Source organism: Streptomyces sp. NPDC102258 (assembly GCF_055584685.1).
Genome location: NZ_JBVJLO010000013.1, coordinates 63185 through 77722 on the forward strand (window position 1 = coordinate 63185; position 14538 = coordinate 77722).

General features: G+C 71.9%; 16 protein-coding genes. 15 read left to right on the forward strand and 1 reads right to left on the reverse strand.

Going from position 1 to position 14538, the window contains the following annotated elements:
* The first annotated feature begins 3 nt into the window (after window positions 1-3).
* From alc to ACZ6ZT_RS22365, 3 genes are all read left to right on the forward strand, one after another.
* Window positions 4-1116, forward strand: a complete 1113-nt coding sequence (alc, locus tag ACZ6ZT_RS22355) for an allantoicase (RefSeq protein ID WP_469721511.1) — start codon at window positions 4-6, stop codon at window positions 1114-1116.
* 273 nt (window positions 1117-1389) lie between these two features.
* Window positions 1390-2007: a dihydrofolate reductase family protein gene (locus ACZ6ZT_RS22360; RefSeq protein WP_469721512.1), complete on the forward strand. Its 618-nt coding sequence runs from the start codon at window positions 1390-1392 to the stop codon at window positions 2005-2007.
* A gap of 161 nt (window positions 2008-2168) precedes the next feature.
* Window positions 2169-3116, forward strand: a complete 948-nt coding sequence (locus ACZ6ZT_RS22365) for a DMT family transporter (RefSeq protein WP_469721514.1) — start codon at window positions 2169-2171, stop codon at window positions 3114-3116.
* Here ACZ6ZT_RS22365 and ACZ6ZT_RS22370 read toward each other — a convergent pair.
* Window positions 3104-4156 (reverse strand): Gfo/Idh/MocA family protein, encoded by a 1053-nt coding sequence (locus tag ACZ6ZT_RS22370; protein WP_469721515.1) that lies wholly within the window; start codon window positions 4154-4156, stop codon window positions 3104-3106. The two genes, ACZ6ZT_RS22365 and ACZ6ZT_RS22370, sit on opposite strands and share 13 nt — an antisense overlap.
* A gap of 184 nt (window positions 4157-4340) precedes the next feature.
* Here ACZ6ZT_RS22370 and ACZ6ZT_RS22375 point away from each other — a divergent pair, with 184 nt between their 5' ends.
* From ACZ6ZT_RS22375 to ACZ6ZT_RS22430, 12 genes are all read left to right on the forward strand, one after another.
* Window positions 4341-5351, forward strand: coding sequence for a sugar ABC transporter substrate-binding protein (locus ACZ6ZT_RS22375; RefSeq protein ID WP_469721516.1), 1011 nt, complete (start codon window positions 4341-4343; stop codon window positions 5349-5351).
* Entirely contained in the window at window positions 5348-6382 is a 1035-nt protein-coding gene (locus tag ACZ6ZT_RS22380) for an ABC transporter permease (RefSeq protein ID WP_469721517.1), read from the forward strand. The genes ACZ6ZT_RS22375 and ACZ6ZT_RS22380 overlap by 4 nt, the downstream gene beginning before the upstream one ends.
* Window positions 6349-7284, forward strand: coding sequence for an ATP-binding cassette domain-containing protein (locus ACZ6ZT_RS22385; protein ID WP_469721518.1), 936 nt, complete (start codon window positions 6349-6351; stop codon window positions 7282-7284). The genes ACZ6ZT_RS22380 and ACZ6ZT_RS22385 overlap by 34 nt, the downstream gene beginning before the upstream one ends.
* Complete coding sequence (locus tag ACZ6ZT_RS22390; protein WP_469721519.1) at window positions 7281-8468, forward strand: ROK family glucokinase; 1188 nt, start codon at window positions 7281-7283, stop codon at window positions 8466-8468. The genes ACZ6ZT_RS22385 and ACZ6ZT_RS22390 overlap by 4 nt, the downstream gene beginning before the upstream one ends.
* Window positions 8465-9076 (forward strand): hypothetical protein, encoded by a 612-nt coding sequence (locus ACZ6ZT_RS22395; RefSeq protein WP_469721520.1) that lies wholly within the window; start codon window positions 8465-8467, stop codon window positions 9074-9076. The genes ACZ6ZT_RS22390 and ACZ6ZT_RS22395 overlap by 4 nt, the downstream gene beginning before the upstream one ends.
* 35 nt (window positions 9077-9111) lie before the next feature.
* Complete coding sequence (locus tag ACZ6ZT_RS22400; protein ID WP_469721521.1) at window positions 9112-9744, forward strand: MBL fold metallo-hydrolase; 633 nt, start codon at window positions 9112-9114, stop codon at window positions 9742-9744.
* 30 nt (window positions 9745-9774) lie between these two features.
* Window positions 9775-10554: an exodeoxyribonuclease III gene (locus ACZ6ZT_RS22405; protein WP_469721522.1), complete on the forward strand. Its 780-nt coding sequence runs from the start codon at window positions 9775-9777 to the stop codon at window positions 10552-10554.
* Between the two features lie 92 nt (window positions 10555-10646).
* A complete protein-coding gene (locus ACZ6ZT_RS22410; protein WP_469721524.1) occupies window positions 10647-11087 on the forward strand; it encodes a DUF6278 family protein in 441 nt (146 codons plus the stop codon).
* Window positions 11088-11314: 227 nt separating this feature from the next.
* Window positions 11315-12058: an amino acid ABC transporter ATP-binding protein gene (locus tag ACZ6ZT_RS22415; RefSeq protein ID WP_469721525.1), complete on the forward strand. Its 744-nt coding sequence runs from the start codon at window positions 11315-11317 to the stop codon at window positions 12056-12058.
* 11 nt (window positions 12059-12069) lie between these two features.
* Window positions 12070-12984, forward strand: coding sequence for a glutamate ABC transporter substrate-binding protein (locus ACZ6ZT_RS22420; protein WP_469721526.1), 915 nt, complete (start codon window positions 12070-12072; stop codon window positions 12982-12984).
* 17 nt (window positions 12985-13001) lie between these two features.
* Window positions 13002-13646, forward strand: coding sequence for an amino acid ABC transporter permease (locus ACZ6ZT_RS22425; RefSeq protein ID WP_469721527.1), 645 nt, complete (start codon window positions 13002-13004; stop codon window positions 13644-13646).
* A complete protein-coding gene (locus ACZ6ZT_RS22430; protein WP_469721528.1) occupies window positions 13643-14521 on the forward strand; it encodes an amino acid ABC transporter permease in 879 nt (292 codons plus the stop codon). The genes ACZ6ZT_RS22425 and ACZ6ZT_RS22430 overlap by 4 nt, the downstream gene beginning before the upstream one ends.
* Window positions 14522-14538: the final 17 nt, after the last annotated feature.

The window sequence follows — 14538 nt, forward strand, 5'->3', positions numbered from 1 at the left end:
CAAGTGGCGATTCCCACCTTCACCGGCAACGCGAACCCGTACGGAGGCGGCGACCCGTACGCGGACTACCGCACCGCGGAGTTCCCCTTCACCCAGTACGCGAACCTCGCGGCCCGCGAGCTGGGCGCCGGCGTCATCGCCGCCAACGACGAGTTCTTCGCCGAGCGCGAGAACCTGCTCATCGCCGAGGCCCCGCACTTCGACCCCGAGCACTTCGGCCACAAGGGCAAGGTCATGGACGGCTGGGAGACCCGCCGCCGCCGCGGCGTCTCCGCCGAGCAGCCCTGGCCGACCCCCGAGGACCACGACTACGCGCTGATCCGCCTCGGCGCCCCCGGCGTCATCCGCGGCATCGTCGTCGACACGGCCCACTTCCGCGGCAACATGCCGCAGGCCGTCTCCGTACAGGCCGCCTCGGTTGCCGGCTCCCCGACCGCCGGGGAACTGCTGTCCGACGACGTCAAGTGGACGACCCTCGTCGAGCGCACCCAGGTCGGTGGCCACGCCGCCAACGGCTTCGAGGTCTCCGTCGAGCAGCGCTTCACGCACCTGCGCCTGAACCAGCACCCGGACGGCGGCGTCGCCCGCCTGCGCGTCTACGGCGAGGTCCGCCCCGACCCGAAGTGGCTCGCCGCGCTCGGCACCTTCGACGTCGTCGCCCTGGAGAACGGCGGCTCCGTCGAGGACGCCTCGAACCGCTTCTACTCCCCGCCGACCAACACCATCAACCCGGGCCGTTCCCGCAAGATGGACGACGGCTGGGAGACCGCCCGCCGCCGCGACAACGGCAACGACTGGATCCGCTACCAGCTGGTCGCCGAGTCCGAGATCCGCGCCGTCGAGATCGACACCGCCTACCTCAAGGGCAACTCGGCCGGCTGGGCCTCGCTGTCGGTCAAGACGGGCGAGGAGGGGGAGTGGACGGAGTTCCTGCCGCGCACCCGCCTCCAGCCCGACACCAACCACCGCTTCGTGCTGGACGCCCCGGTGGTGGGCACCCACGTACGCATCGACATCTTCCCGGACGGCGGCTTCTCCCGGCTGCGCCTGTTCGGCTCGCTGACGGAGGGCGGCGCCGCCGCGCACGCCGCCCGTCACCAGGAGCTGGGCGGCTGACGCCACCCCGCCCCACCGACCGCCCCGGGGGCCGACACCCCCGGGGCGCGAGCTCCCTCCCGTGGGGCGCGCCGCACCCGCGGTGCGCCCCACGGGCGCGTCCGGGCCCGGACCCGCCCGCGCCGCAGCCGGTCCGCGCGCGCCGCGTCCGGGCCGGGTTCGCCCGCCGCCGCGTCCGGCTTCGCGCGCGCCGCACCGATGAGTTCCGCGCCGGGCGGGAGTCTGAGGGGTGCAAGGCAGAGCGAGCGAGCCGACCTCAAGGAGCGCAGTGCCATGGGCAAGCTGACCCTCACCACCTTCCTCACCCTCGACGGCGTCATGCAGGGCCCCGGCGGCCCGGAGGAGGACACCCGCGACGGGTTCGCGTACGGCGGCTGGGTGGTGCCCTTCGACGACGAGGCCATGGGGGCCTTCGTGACGGAGAACTTCACCCGCGCCGGGGCCTTCCTGCTCGGGCGCCGGACCTACGACATCTTCGCCGCGTACTGGCCCCGGCACGACGATCCGATGGACCCGGTGTCGGGCGGCCTGAACCGGCTGCCCAAGTACGTGGCCTCGACCACCCTCAAGGACCCCGAGTGGGGGCCCGCCACGGTGCTGGACGGCGAACACCTCCAGGCGGAGGTGGTCCGGGTCAAGGACGCCCTCGACGGGGAGCTCCAGGTTCACGGCAGCGGACAGCTGGCGCAGTGGCTGCTGGCCCGCGACCTCGTGGACGAGCTGCACCTGATGGTCCTCCCCGTCTTCCTCGGCGCGGGACGCAAGCTGTTCTCCACCGGCGGGCTGCCCACGGCCTTCGCGCTGGCGGACGCGCGCACCACGTCCACCGGCGTCGCCCTGCACACCTACCGGCCGACGGGCCGCGCCACCTTCGGCAGCTTCGTGGACTGAACGCCGGGGCGCCGGCGGCGCGGCTCGCGGGCCGCCCCGGAAGCCGCCGCGCGGCCACCCCGCGAACCGGTCGACCGGGAAGATCCACTCCGCTACGGTGAGCCCGCATCCGTGCGAGCCGCCGTCGTCTCCACGCCCTTCCCGCCGACGGAGCCGCCCCGGTGCCCACCCTCGCCGCCCCCGCCCCCGCGCTCGCCCCCCGCCGCGCGCGGCTCGCTGACCTGCCCGTCCTGCTGGTCGCCGTCGTCTGGGGCGGCAGCTACCTCGCGGCCAAGGGCGTCACCACCGCGCACACCGTGCTCGCCGTGCTCGTGCTGCGCTTCGCGCTCGTCCTGCCCGTGCTCGTCCTCGCCGGCCGGCGGCGGCTGCGCGCCCTCGGTCCCGCCCAGCTGCGCGGCGCCGGTGTGCTGGGCCTCGTACTCGGCGGGATCTTCCTGCTGGAGACCTACGGGGTGGTGCGCACCTCCGCCACCAACGCCGGGCTGATCATCAGCCTGACCATGATCTTCACCCCGCTCGCGGAATCCGCCGTACGCCGCACCGCCCCCTCGGCGTCCTTCCTCGGCGCCGCCGCCGTCTCGGTGGCCGGAGTGGTGCTGCTGACCCAGGGCGCCGGCCTCACCGCCCCCGGCCCCGGTGACCTGCTGATCCTCGGCGCCGCCCTCGCCCGCACCCTGCACGTGCTCCTGATGGCCCGGATCAAGGCCGTCCAGGACGCCGACCCGCTCTCCCTGACCACCGTGCAGCTCGGCGGCGCCGTCCTGCTCTTCGCCGCCCTCTGCGCGCTGCCCGGCACCGGCGCCGCGCCCTGGGCGGCCGCCGCGGACTTCGGGCCCGCCCAGTGGGCCGGGCTGGCCTTCCTGTCCGTCTTCTGCACCCTCTTCGCCTTCTTCGTCCAGATGTGGGCCGTACGCAGGACCTCCCCCTCCCGGGTCAGCCTGCTGCTCGGCACCGAACCGCTGTGGGCGGCCGGGGCCGGCATCGCCCTCGGCGGCGAGCACCTCGGCCCCCTCGGCCTCGCGGGCGTCGTCCTGGTCCTCGCCGGCACCGCCTGGGGGCGGAGCTCCGCCGGCTGCACGATGGCCGTAAAACGCCTCTACGGGGCTTGATCAGCGGCCTTACTGTGGCCCGCATGCCCGCCGCCCCGGAGATCCGGCAGCTCGTCCATGCGCACGGGGCGGCGCTCACGCCGGGAGCGTTCGCACGCCTCCGCGACCCGGAACGCGGCCAGGGCCTCCCGCCCGTCGCACGGATTGGGCCCCTCGCCGCGCACCAGCGAGACGAAGGCGCCCAGCTCGGCCTCGTAGGCCGGCCCGAACCGTTCCAGGAACCCGGTCCACGGCTTGCTCGCCGGGGGCGGCCCGTCCGGTTCCGTCGAGGCGATCGGCGTACGGTCGTCCAGCCCGGAGGAGACCTGGTCCAGCTCCCCGGCGAACTCCATCCGCACGTCGTACCCGGCGCCGTTGCACCGGGTGGCGGTACTGCTGACCAGCGTCCCGTCGTCGAGGGTCAGCAGCGCCGCCGCCGTGTCGACGTCCCCGGCCTCCCGGAACCGCGCGGGTCCCGCGTCCGAACCGGTCGCGTACACCTCGACGGGCTCGTGCCCGGTCACCCAGCGGACCATGTCGAAGTCGTGCACCAGGCAGTCCCGGAACAGCCCGCCGGAGCCCGCGAGGTACGCGGCGGGCGGCGGTGCGGCATCGGCCGTCATCGTCCGTACGGTGTGCAGCCGTCCGAGCGCGCCCGAACGGACCAGCTCCCGCGCGGTGCGGCAGCCCGCGTCGAAGCGGCGCATGAACCCCAGCTGGAGGGTCCCGCCGACGGACTCCACCTCGCGCAGCACCGCCAGGGTCCGCGCCAGGTCGGGGGCCAGGGGCTTCTCGCAGAACACCGGCAGGCCGGCCCGCACCGCCCGTACGACCAGCTCGGCGTGTGCTTCGGTCGCGCAGGCCACCACCACGGCGTCCACGCCCCAGGTGAAGACCTGCTCGACGGTGGGCGCGGCGGTGGCCCCGAGCCGGTCCGCGAGCCGCGCGGCCCGCCCGGCGTCGGCGTCGGCGAGGAGCAGCGAACCGGCGTCCGGCCGGCGGGCCAGGGCGGCCGCGTGGAAGGAGCCGATCCGGCCCGTCCCGATGAGCCCGATGCGCATGCACTCAACGTGGCCCCGTCCGGGGGAGCTGTCAATCTGCCCGGCTCTGTCCGGGGAAGGCCACGATGGTGGCGACGGCCCCCGATGGGCCGCCAAGGTCCACTGTGGCGGATACTGGGCGGCTGGAACCGGAATGACCACTTTGAGTTCAGTGGCAGGCACAACGAGGGAAGGGCACGGCGACGTGGCTAGGGTTCGGACAGGGGTACGCGTCGTGGGCGCCGTGCTCGCGGTGGTACTGGGGGCCTCCCTCGCGGGCTGCAGCAGCACGGGCGGCAAGCGTGCCGAGGAGCGGGCGAAGGCCGCTCAGGCGGGCCGGCCCGCCGTGTCCACGCCGCGCTGGACCTTCGCGATGGTGACCCACGCGGGCGACGGCGACACCTTCTGGGACATCGTCCAGAAGGGCGCCAAGGAAGCCGCCGCCAAGGACAACATCAACTTCGTGTACTCGCACGACGACCAGGCACAGCAGCAGGCCCAGTTCGTGCAGAACGCGATCGACCAGAAGGTCGACGGGATCATCGTCAGCCTCGCCAAGCCCGACGCGCTCAAGGACGTCATCGGCAAGGCCGTCAAGGCGGGCATCCCGGTGATCACGGTCAACTCCGGATCCGCCCAGTCGGCCGCGTACGGGGCCCTCGCCCACATCGGTCAGGACGAGGAGATCGCGGGCGAGGCGGTCGGCACCGAGCTGACCAAGCGGGGCCGCAAGAAGGCCGTCTGCGTCCTGCACGAACAGGGCAACGTCGGCCACGAGCAGCGCTGCGCCGGGGCGAAGAAGACCTTCGGCGGCAGCATGGAGAACCTCTACGTCGAGGGCACGAACATGCCCTCCGTGCAGGCGGCCGTCCAGGCGAAGCTCCAGGCCGACCCCTCCGTCGACGCGATCGTCACCCTCGGCGCGCCCTTCGCCCCCACCGCCATCAAGGCCAAGGACGCGGCGGGCAGCAAGGCCGAGGTGGACACCTTCGACCTCAACGAGTCCGTCGCCCGCGACCTGAAGTCCGGCGCCCTCGGCTTCGCCGTCGACCAGCAGCCCTACCTCCAGGGCTACCAGGCCATCGACCTGCTCTGGCTCTACCGCTACAACGCGGACGTCCTCGGCGGCGGCCGCCCGGTGCTGACCGGCCCGCAGATCGTCACCGGGGCCGAGGCCGCAAAGCTGGAGGAGTTCATCAAGCGGGGCAGCCGATGAGCACCGCCGCCACCGCCGACGAACGGCTCGCGCCGACCTCGTACGTCCGCCGGCTCCTGGGCCGCCCCGAGCTGGGCGCGGTCGTCGGGGCCGTCGCCGTCTTCGTCTTCTTCTCCTTCGCCGCCGACAGCTTCCTGCGGACCTCCAGCCTGAGCACGATCATGTACTCGGCCTCCACCATCGGGATCATGGCGGTCCCGGTCGCCCTGCTGATGATCGGCGGAGAGTTCGACCTCTCCGCCGGGGTCATGGTCACCACGTCGGCGCTGTTCAGCTCGATGTTCAGCTACCAGATGACGGCCAACGTATGGGTCGGCGTCCTGGTGTCGCTGCTGGTCACCCTGGCCATCGGCTTCTTCAACGGGTTCATGCTGACCCGCACCAAACTGCCGAGCTTCATCATCACCCTCGGCACGTTCCTCATGCTGACCGGCCTGAACCTCGGCTTCACCAAACTGATCAGCGGCTCCGTCTCCACCAAGACGATCGCCGACATGGAGGGCTTCTCCTCCGCCCGGGCCCTGTTCGCCTCGCAGTGGAACATCGGCTCGGTGACCCTCAAGGTCACCATCCTGTGGTGGTTCGCCCTGGTCGCCATCGCCACCTGGATCCTGCTGCGCACCCGCGCCGGCAACTGGATCTTCGCGGTGGGCGGCGGCGCCGACGCGGCCCGCGCCACCGGCGTCCCCGTCGTCAAGACGCGGATCGGCCTCTACATGGGCGTCGCGCTGTGCGCCTGGATCTCCGGCCAGCACATCCTGTTCTCCTTCGACGTGGTCCAGTCGGGGGAAGGCGTCGGCAACGAGTTCCTCTACATCATCGCGGCGGTCATCGGCGGCTGTCTGATGACGGGCGGTTACGGCTCCGCCATCGGCTCGGCCGTCGGCGCGTTCATCTTCGGCATGACCAGCAACGGCATCGTCTACGCCCAGTGGAACCCGGACTGGTTCAAGTTCTTCCTCGGCGCCATGCTCCTGCTGGCGACGCTGCTCAACGCATGGGTCCGCAAGCGGGCGGAGGCGAGCAAGTGACCACGAAGACCACGCCCGGCGCGGACCCCGCGACCACCGGGACCGCCCTGGTGAAGCTGACCGACGTCAGCAAGTACTACGGCAACATCCGCGCGCTCCAGGGCGTCTCCCTGGAGGTCTCGGCCGGCGAGATCACCTGTGTGCTCGGCGACAACGGAGCCGGCAAGTCCACCCTCATCAAGATCATCGCGGGGCTGCACCGGCACGACGCCGGCAGCTTCGAGATCGAGGGCGCCCAGACTGTGCTCGCCAACCCGCGCGCCGCCCTCGACCACGGCATCGCGACCGTCTACCAGGACCTCGCCGTCGTCCCCCTCATGCCGGTCTGGCGGAACTTCTTCCTCGGCTCCGAGCCGACGAAGGGCCGCGGCCCCTTCCGCCGCCTCGACGTCGCGCGGATGCGCGAGACCACCCGCGCCGAGCTGCTGCGCATGGGCATCGACCTGCGGGACGTGGACCAGCCCATCGGCACCCTCTCCGGCGGCGAGCGCCAGTGCGTGGCCATCGCCCGCGCCGTGTACTTCGGGGCGAAGGTCCTCGTCCTCGACGAGCCCACCGCCGCCCTCGGCGTGAAGCAGTCCGGCGTGGTCCTCAAGTACGTCGCCGCGGCCCGCGACGCCGGTCTCGGCGTGGTCCTCATCACCCACAACCCGCACCACGCCCACCTCGTCGGAGACCGGTTCGTGCTGCTCAAGCGCGGGGCCATGGCGGGCAGCCACACCCGGGACTCGATCACCCTGGACGAGCTCACCCGGCAGATGGCGGGCGGTTCCGAGCTGGACGAGCTGAGCCACGAGCTGGAGCGGGTGGCAGAATCAGCACCGGGCACCCCCGCCGGAACCGCTTCCGGCAGCCCCTCCGACTCCGCCGCAGCCTCCGACAGGGACGACACGACGCGATGAGCACGTACCGGGACTTCGCGCTCTCCCACCGGGGCGCGGCGCGCGGCACCGTCCTGCGGACCGTCGGAACGCGCGAGCGCCGGTCGCTGCTGACCGCCCCGCGCGTCCCGACCGTCGGCATCGACATCGGCGGCACCAAGGTGATGGCCGGCGTGGTCGACGCCGACGGGGTCATCCTGGAGAAGATCCGGACCGAGACCCCGGACAAGTCCAAGAGCCCCAAGGTCGTCGAGGACACCATCGTCGAACTGGTGCTGGACCTCTCCGACCGGCACGACGTGCACGCGGTCGGCATCGGCGCCGCCGGCTGGGTGGACGCCGACCGCTCGCGCGTGCTGTTCGCCCCGCACCTGGCCTGGCGCGACGAGCCGCTGCGCGACGCGCTCCAGTCCCGGCTCGCGGTCCCGGTCATGGTGGACAACGACGCCAACACCGCCGCCTGGGCCGAGTGGCGCTTCGGCGCGGGCCGCGGCGAGGACCACCTCGTCATGATCACCCTGGGCACCGGCATCGGCGGGGCCATCCTGGAGGGCGGCCAGGTCAAGCGCGGCCGCTACGGAGTGGCCGGCGAGTTCGGCCACATGCAGGTCGTGCCGGGCGGCCACCGCTGCCCCTGCGGCAACCGCGGCTGCTGGGAGCAGTACAGCTCCGGCAACGCCCTGGTCCGCGAGGCGCGCGAGCTGGCCGCCGCCGACTCCCCGGTCGCGCACAACATCATCGCCAAGGTCGGCGGCAACGTCGCCGAGATCACCGGGCCGCTCATCACCGAGCTGGCCCGCGAGGGCGACGCCATGTGCGTCGAGCTCCTCCAGGACATCGGCCAGTGGCTCGGCGTCGGCATCGCCAACCTCGCCGCCGCCCTCGACCCGTCCTGCTTCGTCATCGGCGGCGGCGTCAGCGCCGCCGACGACCTGCTGATCGGGCCCGCCCGCGACGCCTTCCGGCGCCACCTCACCGGCCGCGGCTACCGCCCCGAGGCGCGGATCGCCAAGGCCCAGCTCGGCCCCGAGGCGGGCATGGTCGGCGCCGCCGACCTCTCCCGGCTCGTCGCCCGCCGGTTCCGCCGCGCCACGCGGCGGCGCGTCGAGCGCTACGAGCGCTACGCGCAGCTCGGCCTGCGCCCGGCCGCCGGTCCGGCGCGGCCGAAGGACACCACGGCCACCAAGGACCAGGACGACCAGTGACACCGCCCCCCTCCCTGCCCAGACAGGCGTCCTCCCCCGAGGCCGGCGGCGACCGCCCGCCCTCGGCGGAGGACGACCGGGCCCGCCAGGACCGCCGCGCCACCGTCCGGCGCCGGTGGATCACCGCGATCATCATCCTGCTGCTGGTCGGCGTCCCGGCGGGCTACCTCGCCGTCTCCGCCCAGCAGAGCCGCGAGAGCGGCCGGGACAAGGCCGCCAAGGTGGGCGCCGTCAAGGTGCGTGGCGGCTGGCCCTCCAAGGTGCAGCGCAGCATCTACGAGGTCCCCGTGCCGATGATGGCCTCGCTGGTGGGGTACCTGGAGACGAACAACTGGCACACCAGCCGGCTCTACATGCAGTTCGGCCTCACCCCCGCCCAGCTGGACACCTTCCTGGCGGACGCCGGCACCAGCCGCGCCGCGCTGACCCCGGGCGTGTCGATCTCCGATCACGACGCCAGGATCGCGGGCTGGAGCTGGAGCAAGAAGCACAAGTGGGCCGGGATCACCCTGGACGCGCAGGACCCCCGCCCCACCCGCGACATCACCGTGGACCTGACCAACCCGAAGAACCCCCGGGTCTACGTCGTCTCGACCACCGTTCCCTGACCGGTTCCGGGCCCGCCCCCGCCTAGGGTGGCCCCATGAAGCTCACCAAACGGCTGCACTCCTGCGTCCAGTTGGAGAAGGACGGGCGCACGCTCGTCATCGACCCGGGCGCCTTCAGCGAACCGGACGCGGGTCTCGGCGCGGACGTCCTCCTGGTCACGCACGAGCACCCGGACCACTTCGAGGAGGGCCGGATCCGCGCCGCCCTCGACGCGGACCCCGGGGCCGGGCTGTGGACCCTCGACAGCGTCGCCCGCAAGCTGTCCGGGGCCTATCCGGGCCGGGTGCACACCGTGGGCCACGGCGACGCCTTCGAGGCGGCCGGCTTCGCGGTCCGCGTCCACGGCGAGCTGCACGCCGTGATCCACCCGGACGTCCCGCGGATCACCAATGTCGGCTTCCTCGTCGACGGCTCCCTCTTCCATCCCGGCGACGCGCTGACCGTGCCGGACGTCCCCGTCGACACGCTGATGCTGCCGCTGCACGCCCCTTGGAACAAGATCGCCGAAGTGATCGACTACGTCCGCGAGGTCAAGCCGCGCCAGGCGATCGACATCCACGACGCCTACCTCTCCGACCTCGCCCGGCCCGTCTACGACACCGCCCTGGAGGGCCTCGGCGGGGCCCCGCACCGGCGCCTGGGGGCCGGAGAGAGCGCCGCGCTCTGACTGTCGGTGCCGGGCGGTAGGTTGGACGGCATGCGTATCGCCACGTACAACGTCAACTCGATCACCGCCCGGCTGCCGCGCCTGCTGGCCTGGCTGGAGAGCTCCGGCACGGACGTGCTCTGCGTCCAGGAGACCAAGTGCTCGCCGGAGCAGTTCCCCGCCGACGCGCTGCGCGAGCTGGGCTACGAGTCGGCCGTCCACGCCACCGGCCGGTGGAACGGCGTCGCCCTGCTCTCCAGGGTCGGGCTGGACGACGTCGTACGGGGCCTGCCCGGGGGACCGGAGTACGAGGGCGTCACCGAGCCCCGCGCCATCTCCGCCACCTGCGGCGGCGTGCGCGTCTGGTCGGTGTACGTACCCAACGGCCGCGAGGTCGAGCACGACCACTACGGCTACAAGCTGGAGTGGTTCCGGGCCCTGGCCGCGGCCGTCGCCGAAGACGCCGCCGGACCGCGCCCGTTCGCCGTCCTCGGCGACTTCAACGTCGCGCCGACCGACGAGGACGTCTACGACCCGGCCCTCTTCGCGGGCCTGACCCACGTCACCCCCGCCGAGCGGGCCGCCCTGGAGGCCCTGCGCGCGGCCGGCCTGTCGGACGTCTTCCCCCGCGCCCTCAAGTACGACCGCCCGTACACCTTCTGGGACTACCGCCAGCTCGCCTTCCCCAAGAACCGGGGCATGCGCATCGACCTCGTCTACGGCAACGAGCCCTTCACCAAGGCGGTCAAGGACGCGTACGTCGACCGCGAGGAGCGCAAGGGCAAGGGGGCCTCCGACCACGCCCCCGTCGTCGTCGACCTGGAGGTGTAGCCGGGCCCGCCCGGCGGCCCGCCCCGAACGGGGCGCGGTGATCAAGGCGCGCCCTGTGGCCAGCCGGGGATCCTGGTGCCACGCTGGGCGGTATGAACATCCCTTTCCTGGCCAACTGGCTGAACCGGCACGAAACGGAACAGGGTGCGGGGCTCGGCGCCGCCCTCGCGGCTGATCCCGAGGGCGTCGCCGAGCTGTTCTCGGAGTGCGAGATGCTGCGCGCGCAGGCGAGGGCGGCTGGGCTCGAACTCGACCAGACCCCGGCCTCCTTGGACTCCCTCGACCAGCTGATGCCCCGCTGGCGCAGGGACCCCGAGGCCGTGCCGTGGCTCGGCAACGACGCGGGCTTCTACCTCGGCACCGTGATCATCCGCACCATCCCGGGCTCCTCCTGGCAGGTGTGGCCCAACGGCCAGCCCGTGATCCGGCTGGAGTCGGGACGGGAGCTCAACGTGGTCGAGTCGGGGGTGTCCTGGGCGATGACCGGCTCGCCCGAGCTCGGCCAGGCCTACGCGGAAGCTTCCGAGGGCTGACCGCGGCCGGTCTGCTCGCGGGCCGTCCCCCGGGCCCCCGCCGGGTCTACGCCGGGCCTCCGCCGGGGCCGCCGCCGGGCCTCCGGCGCGTCCTTCCGCGGGTGTTCTCGTACGACTGAAGAGCCAATGCGCTTTATGCGCCCTTTAGGCGTGTCGCGATGAAGCCCCTCCGGCCGCTGGATAGTTTGCGCTGACCTCGACACACCGACAAGTGGGCAGGGCAGCGTATGGCCGTCGATCCGTTGATCGAGCTGCGGGACGTCAACAAGCACTTCGGGACCTTGCACGTCCTGCGGGACATCAACCTCACCGTCGGCCGCGGGGAGGTGGTGGTGATCATCGGCCCCTCCGGCTCCGGGAAGTCCACCCTCTGCCGGACCATCAACCGCCTGGAGACCATCGAGTCCGGCACGATCACCCTCGACGGCCGGCCCCTCCCCGACGAGGGCAAGGAGCTGGCCCGGCTCCGCGCCGAGGTCGGCATGGTCTTCCAGTCCTTCAACCTCTTCGCGCACAAGACCGTCCTCGCCAACGTCTCCCTCGCCCAGCTGAAGGTCAGGAAGCGCAACAAGGACGAGGCCGGCAAGCGCTCCCGGGAACTCCTGGACCGGGTCGGCCTCGCGGACCAGGCCGACAAGTACCCCGCCCAGCTCTCCGGCGGCCAGCAGCAGCGCGTGGCCATCGCCCGCGCCCTGGCCATGAGCCCCAAGGCGCTGCTCTTCGACGAGCCGACCTCCGCCCTCGACCCGGAGATGATCAACGAGGTGCTGGAGGTCATGCAGCAGCTGGCGGCCGAGGGCATGACCATGGTGGTGGTCACGCACGAGATGGGCTTCGCCCGCTCCGCCGCCAACCGCGTCGTCTTCATGGCCGACGGCAGCATCGTCGAGGACCGCACCCCGGAGGCCTTCTTCACCGCGCCGGAGAGCGAGCGCGCCAGGGACTTCCTTTCCAAGATCCTCAAGCACTGAGGGGCGGCCCGATGAAGCACATCCCGCGCGCCCCGCGCGCCCTCGTCCTGCTCCTCGCCCTCCTCGCGGCCACCGCCTGCGGCAGGTCCGGCAGCCCCCCGGTCAAGGGGCCGCAGCCCGAGGACCTGCCCGTCTACCACGTGGCCACCGGTTTCCGGCTCCCGCAGTCCCCTACCTGGGAGCGGGCCGAGAAGCGCGGCCACCTCACCGTCGGCGTCAAGGAGGACCAGCCGTACATGGGGGAGAAGGACCCCGCGAGCGGCACCTACTCCGGCTTCGACATCGAGATCGCCAAGATGATGTCCGCCTCCCTCGGCTTCGACCCCAAGACGATCGAGTACAAGACGATCGCCTCCGCCAACCGGGAGACCGCCCTCCAGAACGGCCAGATCGACTACTACGTGGGCACCTACACGATCAACGACAAGCGCAAGAAGCAGGTCGGCTTCGCCGGCCCCTACTTCATGGCCGGCCAGTCCCTGCTGGTCCGCAAGGACGAGAAGGACATCAAGGGCCCCGAGGACCTCGCCGGCAAGAAGGTCTGCTCGGCCGCCGGCTCCACCCCCTACCAGCGGATCCAGCAGGAGTACCCGAAGGCGGTGCTCGTCGCCTACGACACCTACTCGGTCTGCGTCGACAACCTGCTCACCTACCAGGTCGACGCCGTCACCACCGACGACTCCATCCTCCTCGGCTACGCCGCCAAGGTCCCCGAGGAGCTCAAGGTGGTCGGCAAGCCCTTCTCCAAGGAGCCGTACGGCGTCGGCGTACCGCGCTCGGACAACGCCCTGCGCTTCGCCCTCGACGACGCGCTCGCCGAGAACGAGAAGAACGGCAACTGGAAGAAGGCCTACGAGGCCACCCTCGGCCTGTCCGGCGTCCCCGCCCCCACACCCCCGCCCATCGACCGCTACCCGGCGAGCTGAGGGGAGACCGCACCGCCATGAACGTACTGACCGAGAACTTCGCGCTCTACGGCAAGGGCTTCCTGGGCACCGTCCAGCTGACCGTGTACGCCTCCCTCCTCGCCCTGGTCCTGGGCTTCGTGATGGCCTCCTTCCGCGTCGCGCCCGTCGGCTCCTTCCGCGTCTTCGGCACGGTCTGGGTGACCATCCTGCGCAACACCCCGCTCACCCTGCTCTTCTTCGCCGTCCTGCTCGGCCTGCCCCGCTTCGGGCTGGTGCTGCCCTTCCAGGTCTTCGCCGTCCTGGCGCTGGGCTGCTACACCTCCGCCTTCATCTGCGAGGTGCTGCGCTCGGGCATCAACACCGTGCCCAAGGGCCAGGGCGAGGCGGCCCGCAGCCTCGGCATGTCCTTCGGCCAGACCCTGGGCACGGTGGTCCTCCCGCAGGCCTTCCGGTCGGTGATCCCGCCCGTCGGCTCCACCCTGATCGCCCTGGCCAAGAACTCGGCCATCGCCGGCGCCTTCAGCGTCACCGAGCTGCTGGGCACGTACAAGACCCTCAACGAGCTGGGCTACAGCATCATCTGGACCTTCGTCTGGATCGCCGTCGGCTACCTGATCATCACCCTGTCCATCAGCGCGCTCTTCCACGTGCTGGAGAAGCGCTACGGAGTCGCCCGATGACCGCGCACGCGCTGTACGGGGACACGCGCTCCACCGCCCTCTACGACCTGCCCGGTCCCCAGGCCCGCCGCCGGCACGCCCTCTACGGGATCGTCTCGACGGTGGTGATCCTCGCCCTGCTGGCCTGGATCCTCTACCTGCTCTTCGACACCGACCAGTTCACCGCCGCCAAGTGGTCCCCCTTCACGTACAAGGGCATCCAGGAGCTGCTGCTGCGGGGCCTCGGCAACACCCTCAAGGCCTTCGCCTACGCCTCGGTGCTCTCGCTCCTGCTCGGCGCGGTCCTCGCCACCGGGCGGCTGTCGGTGCACCGGCCGCTGCGCTGGCTGGCCACGCTGTGCGTGGAGTTCTTCCGGGCCATGCCGGTGCTGGTGATGATCTTCTTCATCTTCGTCGCCCTGAAGGTCCAGCCGCTGCCCGCGCTGGTCGCGGGACTCACCCTGTACAACGGCTCGGTGCTGGCCGAGGTCTTCCGTACCGGCATCAACGCGGTGGACCGCGGCCAGCGCGAGGCGGCCTACGCCCTCGGCCTGCGCAAGACGCAGGTCATGACCCACGTCCTCGCCCCCCAGGCGCTCCGCGCGATGCTCCCGACCATCATCAGCCAGCTGGTGGTGGCACTGAAGGACACCTCGCTCGGCTTCCTGATCACCTACGAGGAGTTCCTGCACGCCGGCAAGCTCATCGCCTCGAACCTGGACTACGACCTGCCCTTCATCCCCGTCGTGATGATCATCTCCCCCGTCTACATCGGCATGTGCATGCTCCTGTCCTGGTTCGCCACCTGGGTGGCCCGGCGCGAGCGGCGCAACCCCAAAACCTCTGCCGTCGAGGTCGCTCCCGCGCTCCAGGCGAACGTGCTGCCGGGACGGTGAGGGCGCGCCCCGCCCCG

What these genes read in the sequence shown, in the direction of transcription:
- ACZ6ZT_RS22360 (WP_469721512.1), top strand. Translation starts at nt 1,390, where the DNA reads ATGGGCAAGCTGACCCTCACCACCTTCCTCACCCTCGACGGCGTCATG.
- ACZ6ZT_RS22370 (WP_469721515.1), bottom strand. Translation starts at nt 4,156, where the DNA reads ATGCGCATCGGGCTCATCGGGACGGGCCGGATCGGCTCCTTCCACGCG.
- ACZ6ZT_RS22380 (WP_469721517.1), top strand. Translation starts at nt 5,348, where the DNA reads ATGAGCACCGCCGCCACCGCCGACGAACGGCTCGCGCCGACCTCGTAC.
- ACZ6ZT_RS22385 (WP_469721518.1), top strand. Translation starts at nt 6,349, where the DNA reads ATGGGTCCGCAAGCGGGCGGAGGCGAGCAAGTGACCACGAAGACCACG.
- ACZ6ZT_RS22390 (WP_469721519.1), top strand. Translation starts at nt 7,281, where the DNA reads ATGAGCACGTACCGGGACTTCGCGCTCTCCCACCGGGGCGCGGCGCGC.
- ACZ6ZT_RS22400 (WP_469721521.1), top strand. Translation starts at nt 9,112, where the DNA reads ATGAAGCTCACCAAACGGCTGCACTCCTGCGTCCAGTTGGAGAAGGAC.
- ACZ6ZT_RS22405 (WP_469721522.1), top strand. Translation starts at nt 9,775, where the DNA reads ATGCGTATCGCCACGTACAACGTCAACTCGATCACCGCCCGGCTGCCG.
- ACZ6ZT_RS22410 (WP_469721524.1), top strand. Translation starts at nt 10,647, where the DNA reads ATGAACATCCCTTTCCTGGCCAACTGGCTGAACCGGCACGAAACGGAA.
- ACZ6ZT_RS22415 (WP_469721525.1), top strand. Translation starts at nt 11,315, where the DNA reads ATGGCCGTCGATCCGTTGATCGAGCTGCGGGACGTCAACAAGCACTTC.
- ACZ6ZT_RS22420 (WP_469721526.1), top strand. Translation starts at nt 12,070, where the DNA reads ATGAAGCACATCCCGCGCGCCCCGCGCGCCCTCGTCCTGCTCCTCGCC.
- ACZ6ZT_RS22425 (WP_469721527.1), top strand. Translation starts at nt 13,002, where the DNA reads ATGAACGTACTGACCGAGAACTTCGCGCTCTACGGCAAGGGCTTCCTG.
- ACZ6ZT_RS22430 (WP_469721528.1), top strand. Translation starts at nt 13,643, where the DNA reads ATGACCGCGCACGCGCTGTACGGGGACACGCGCTCCACCGCCCTCTAC.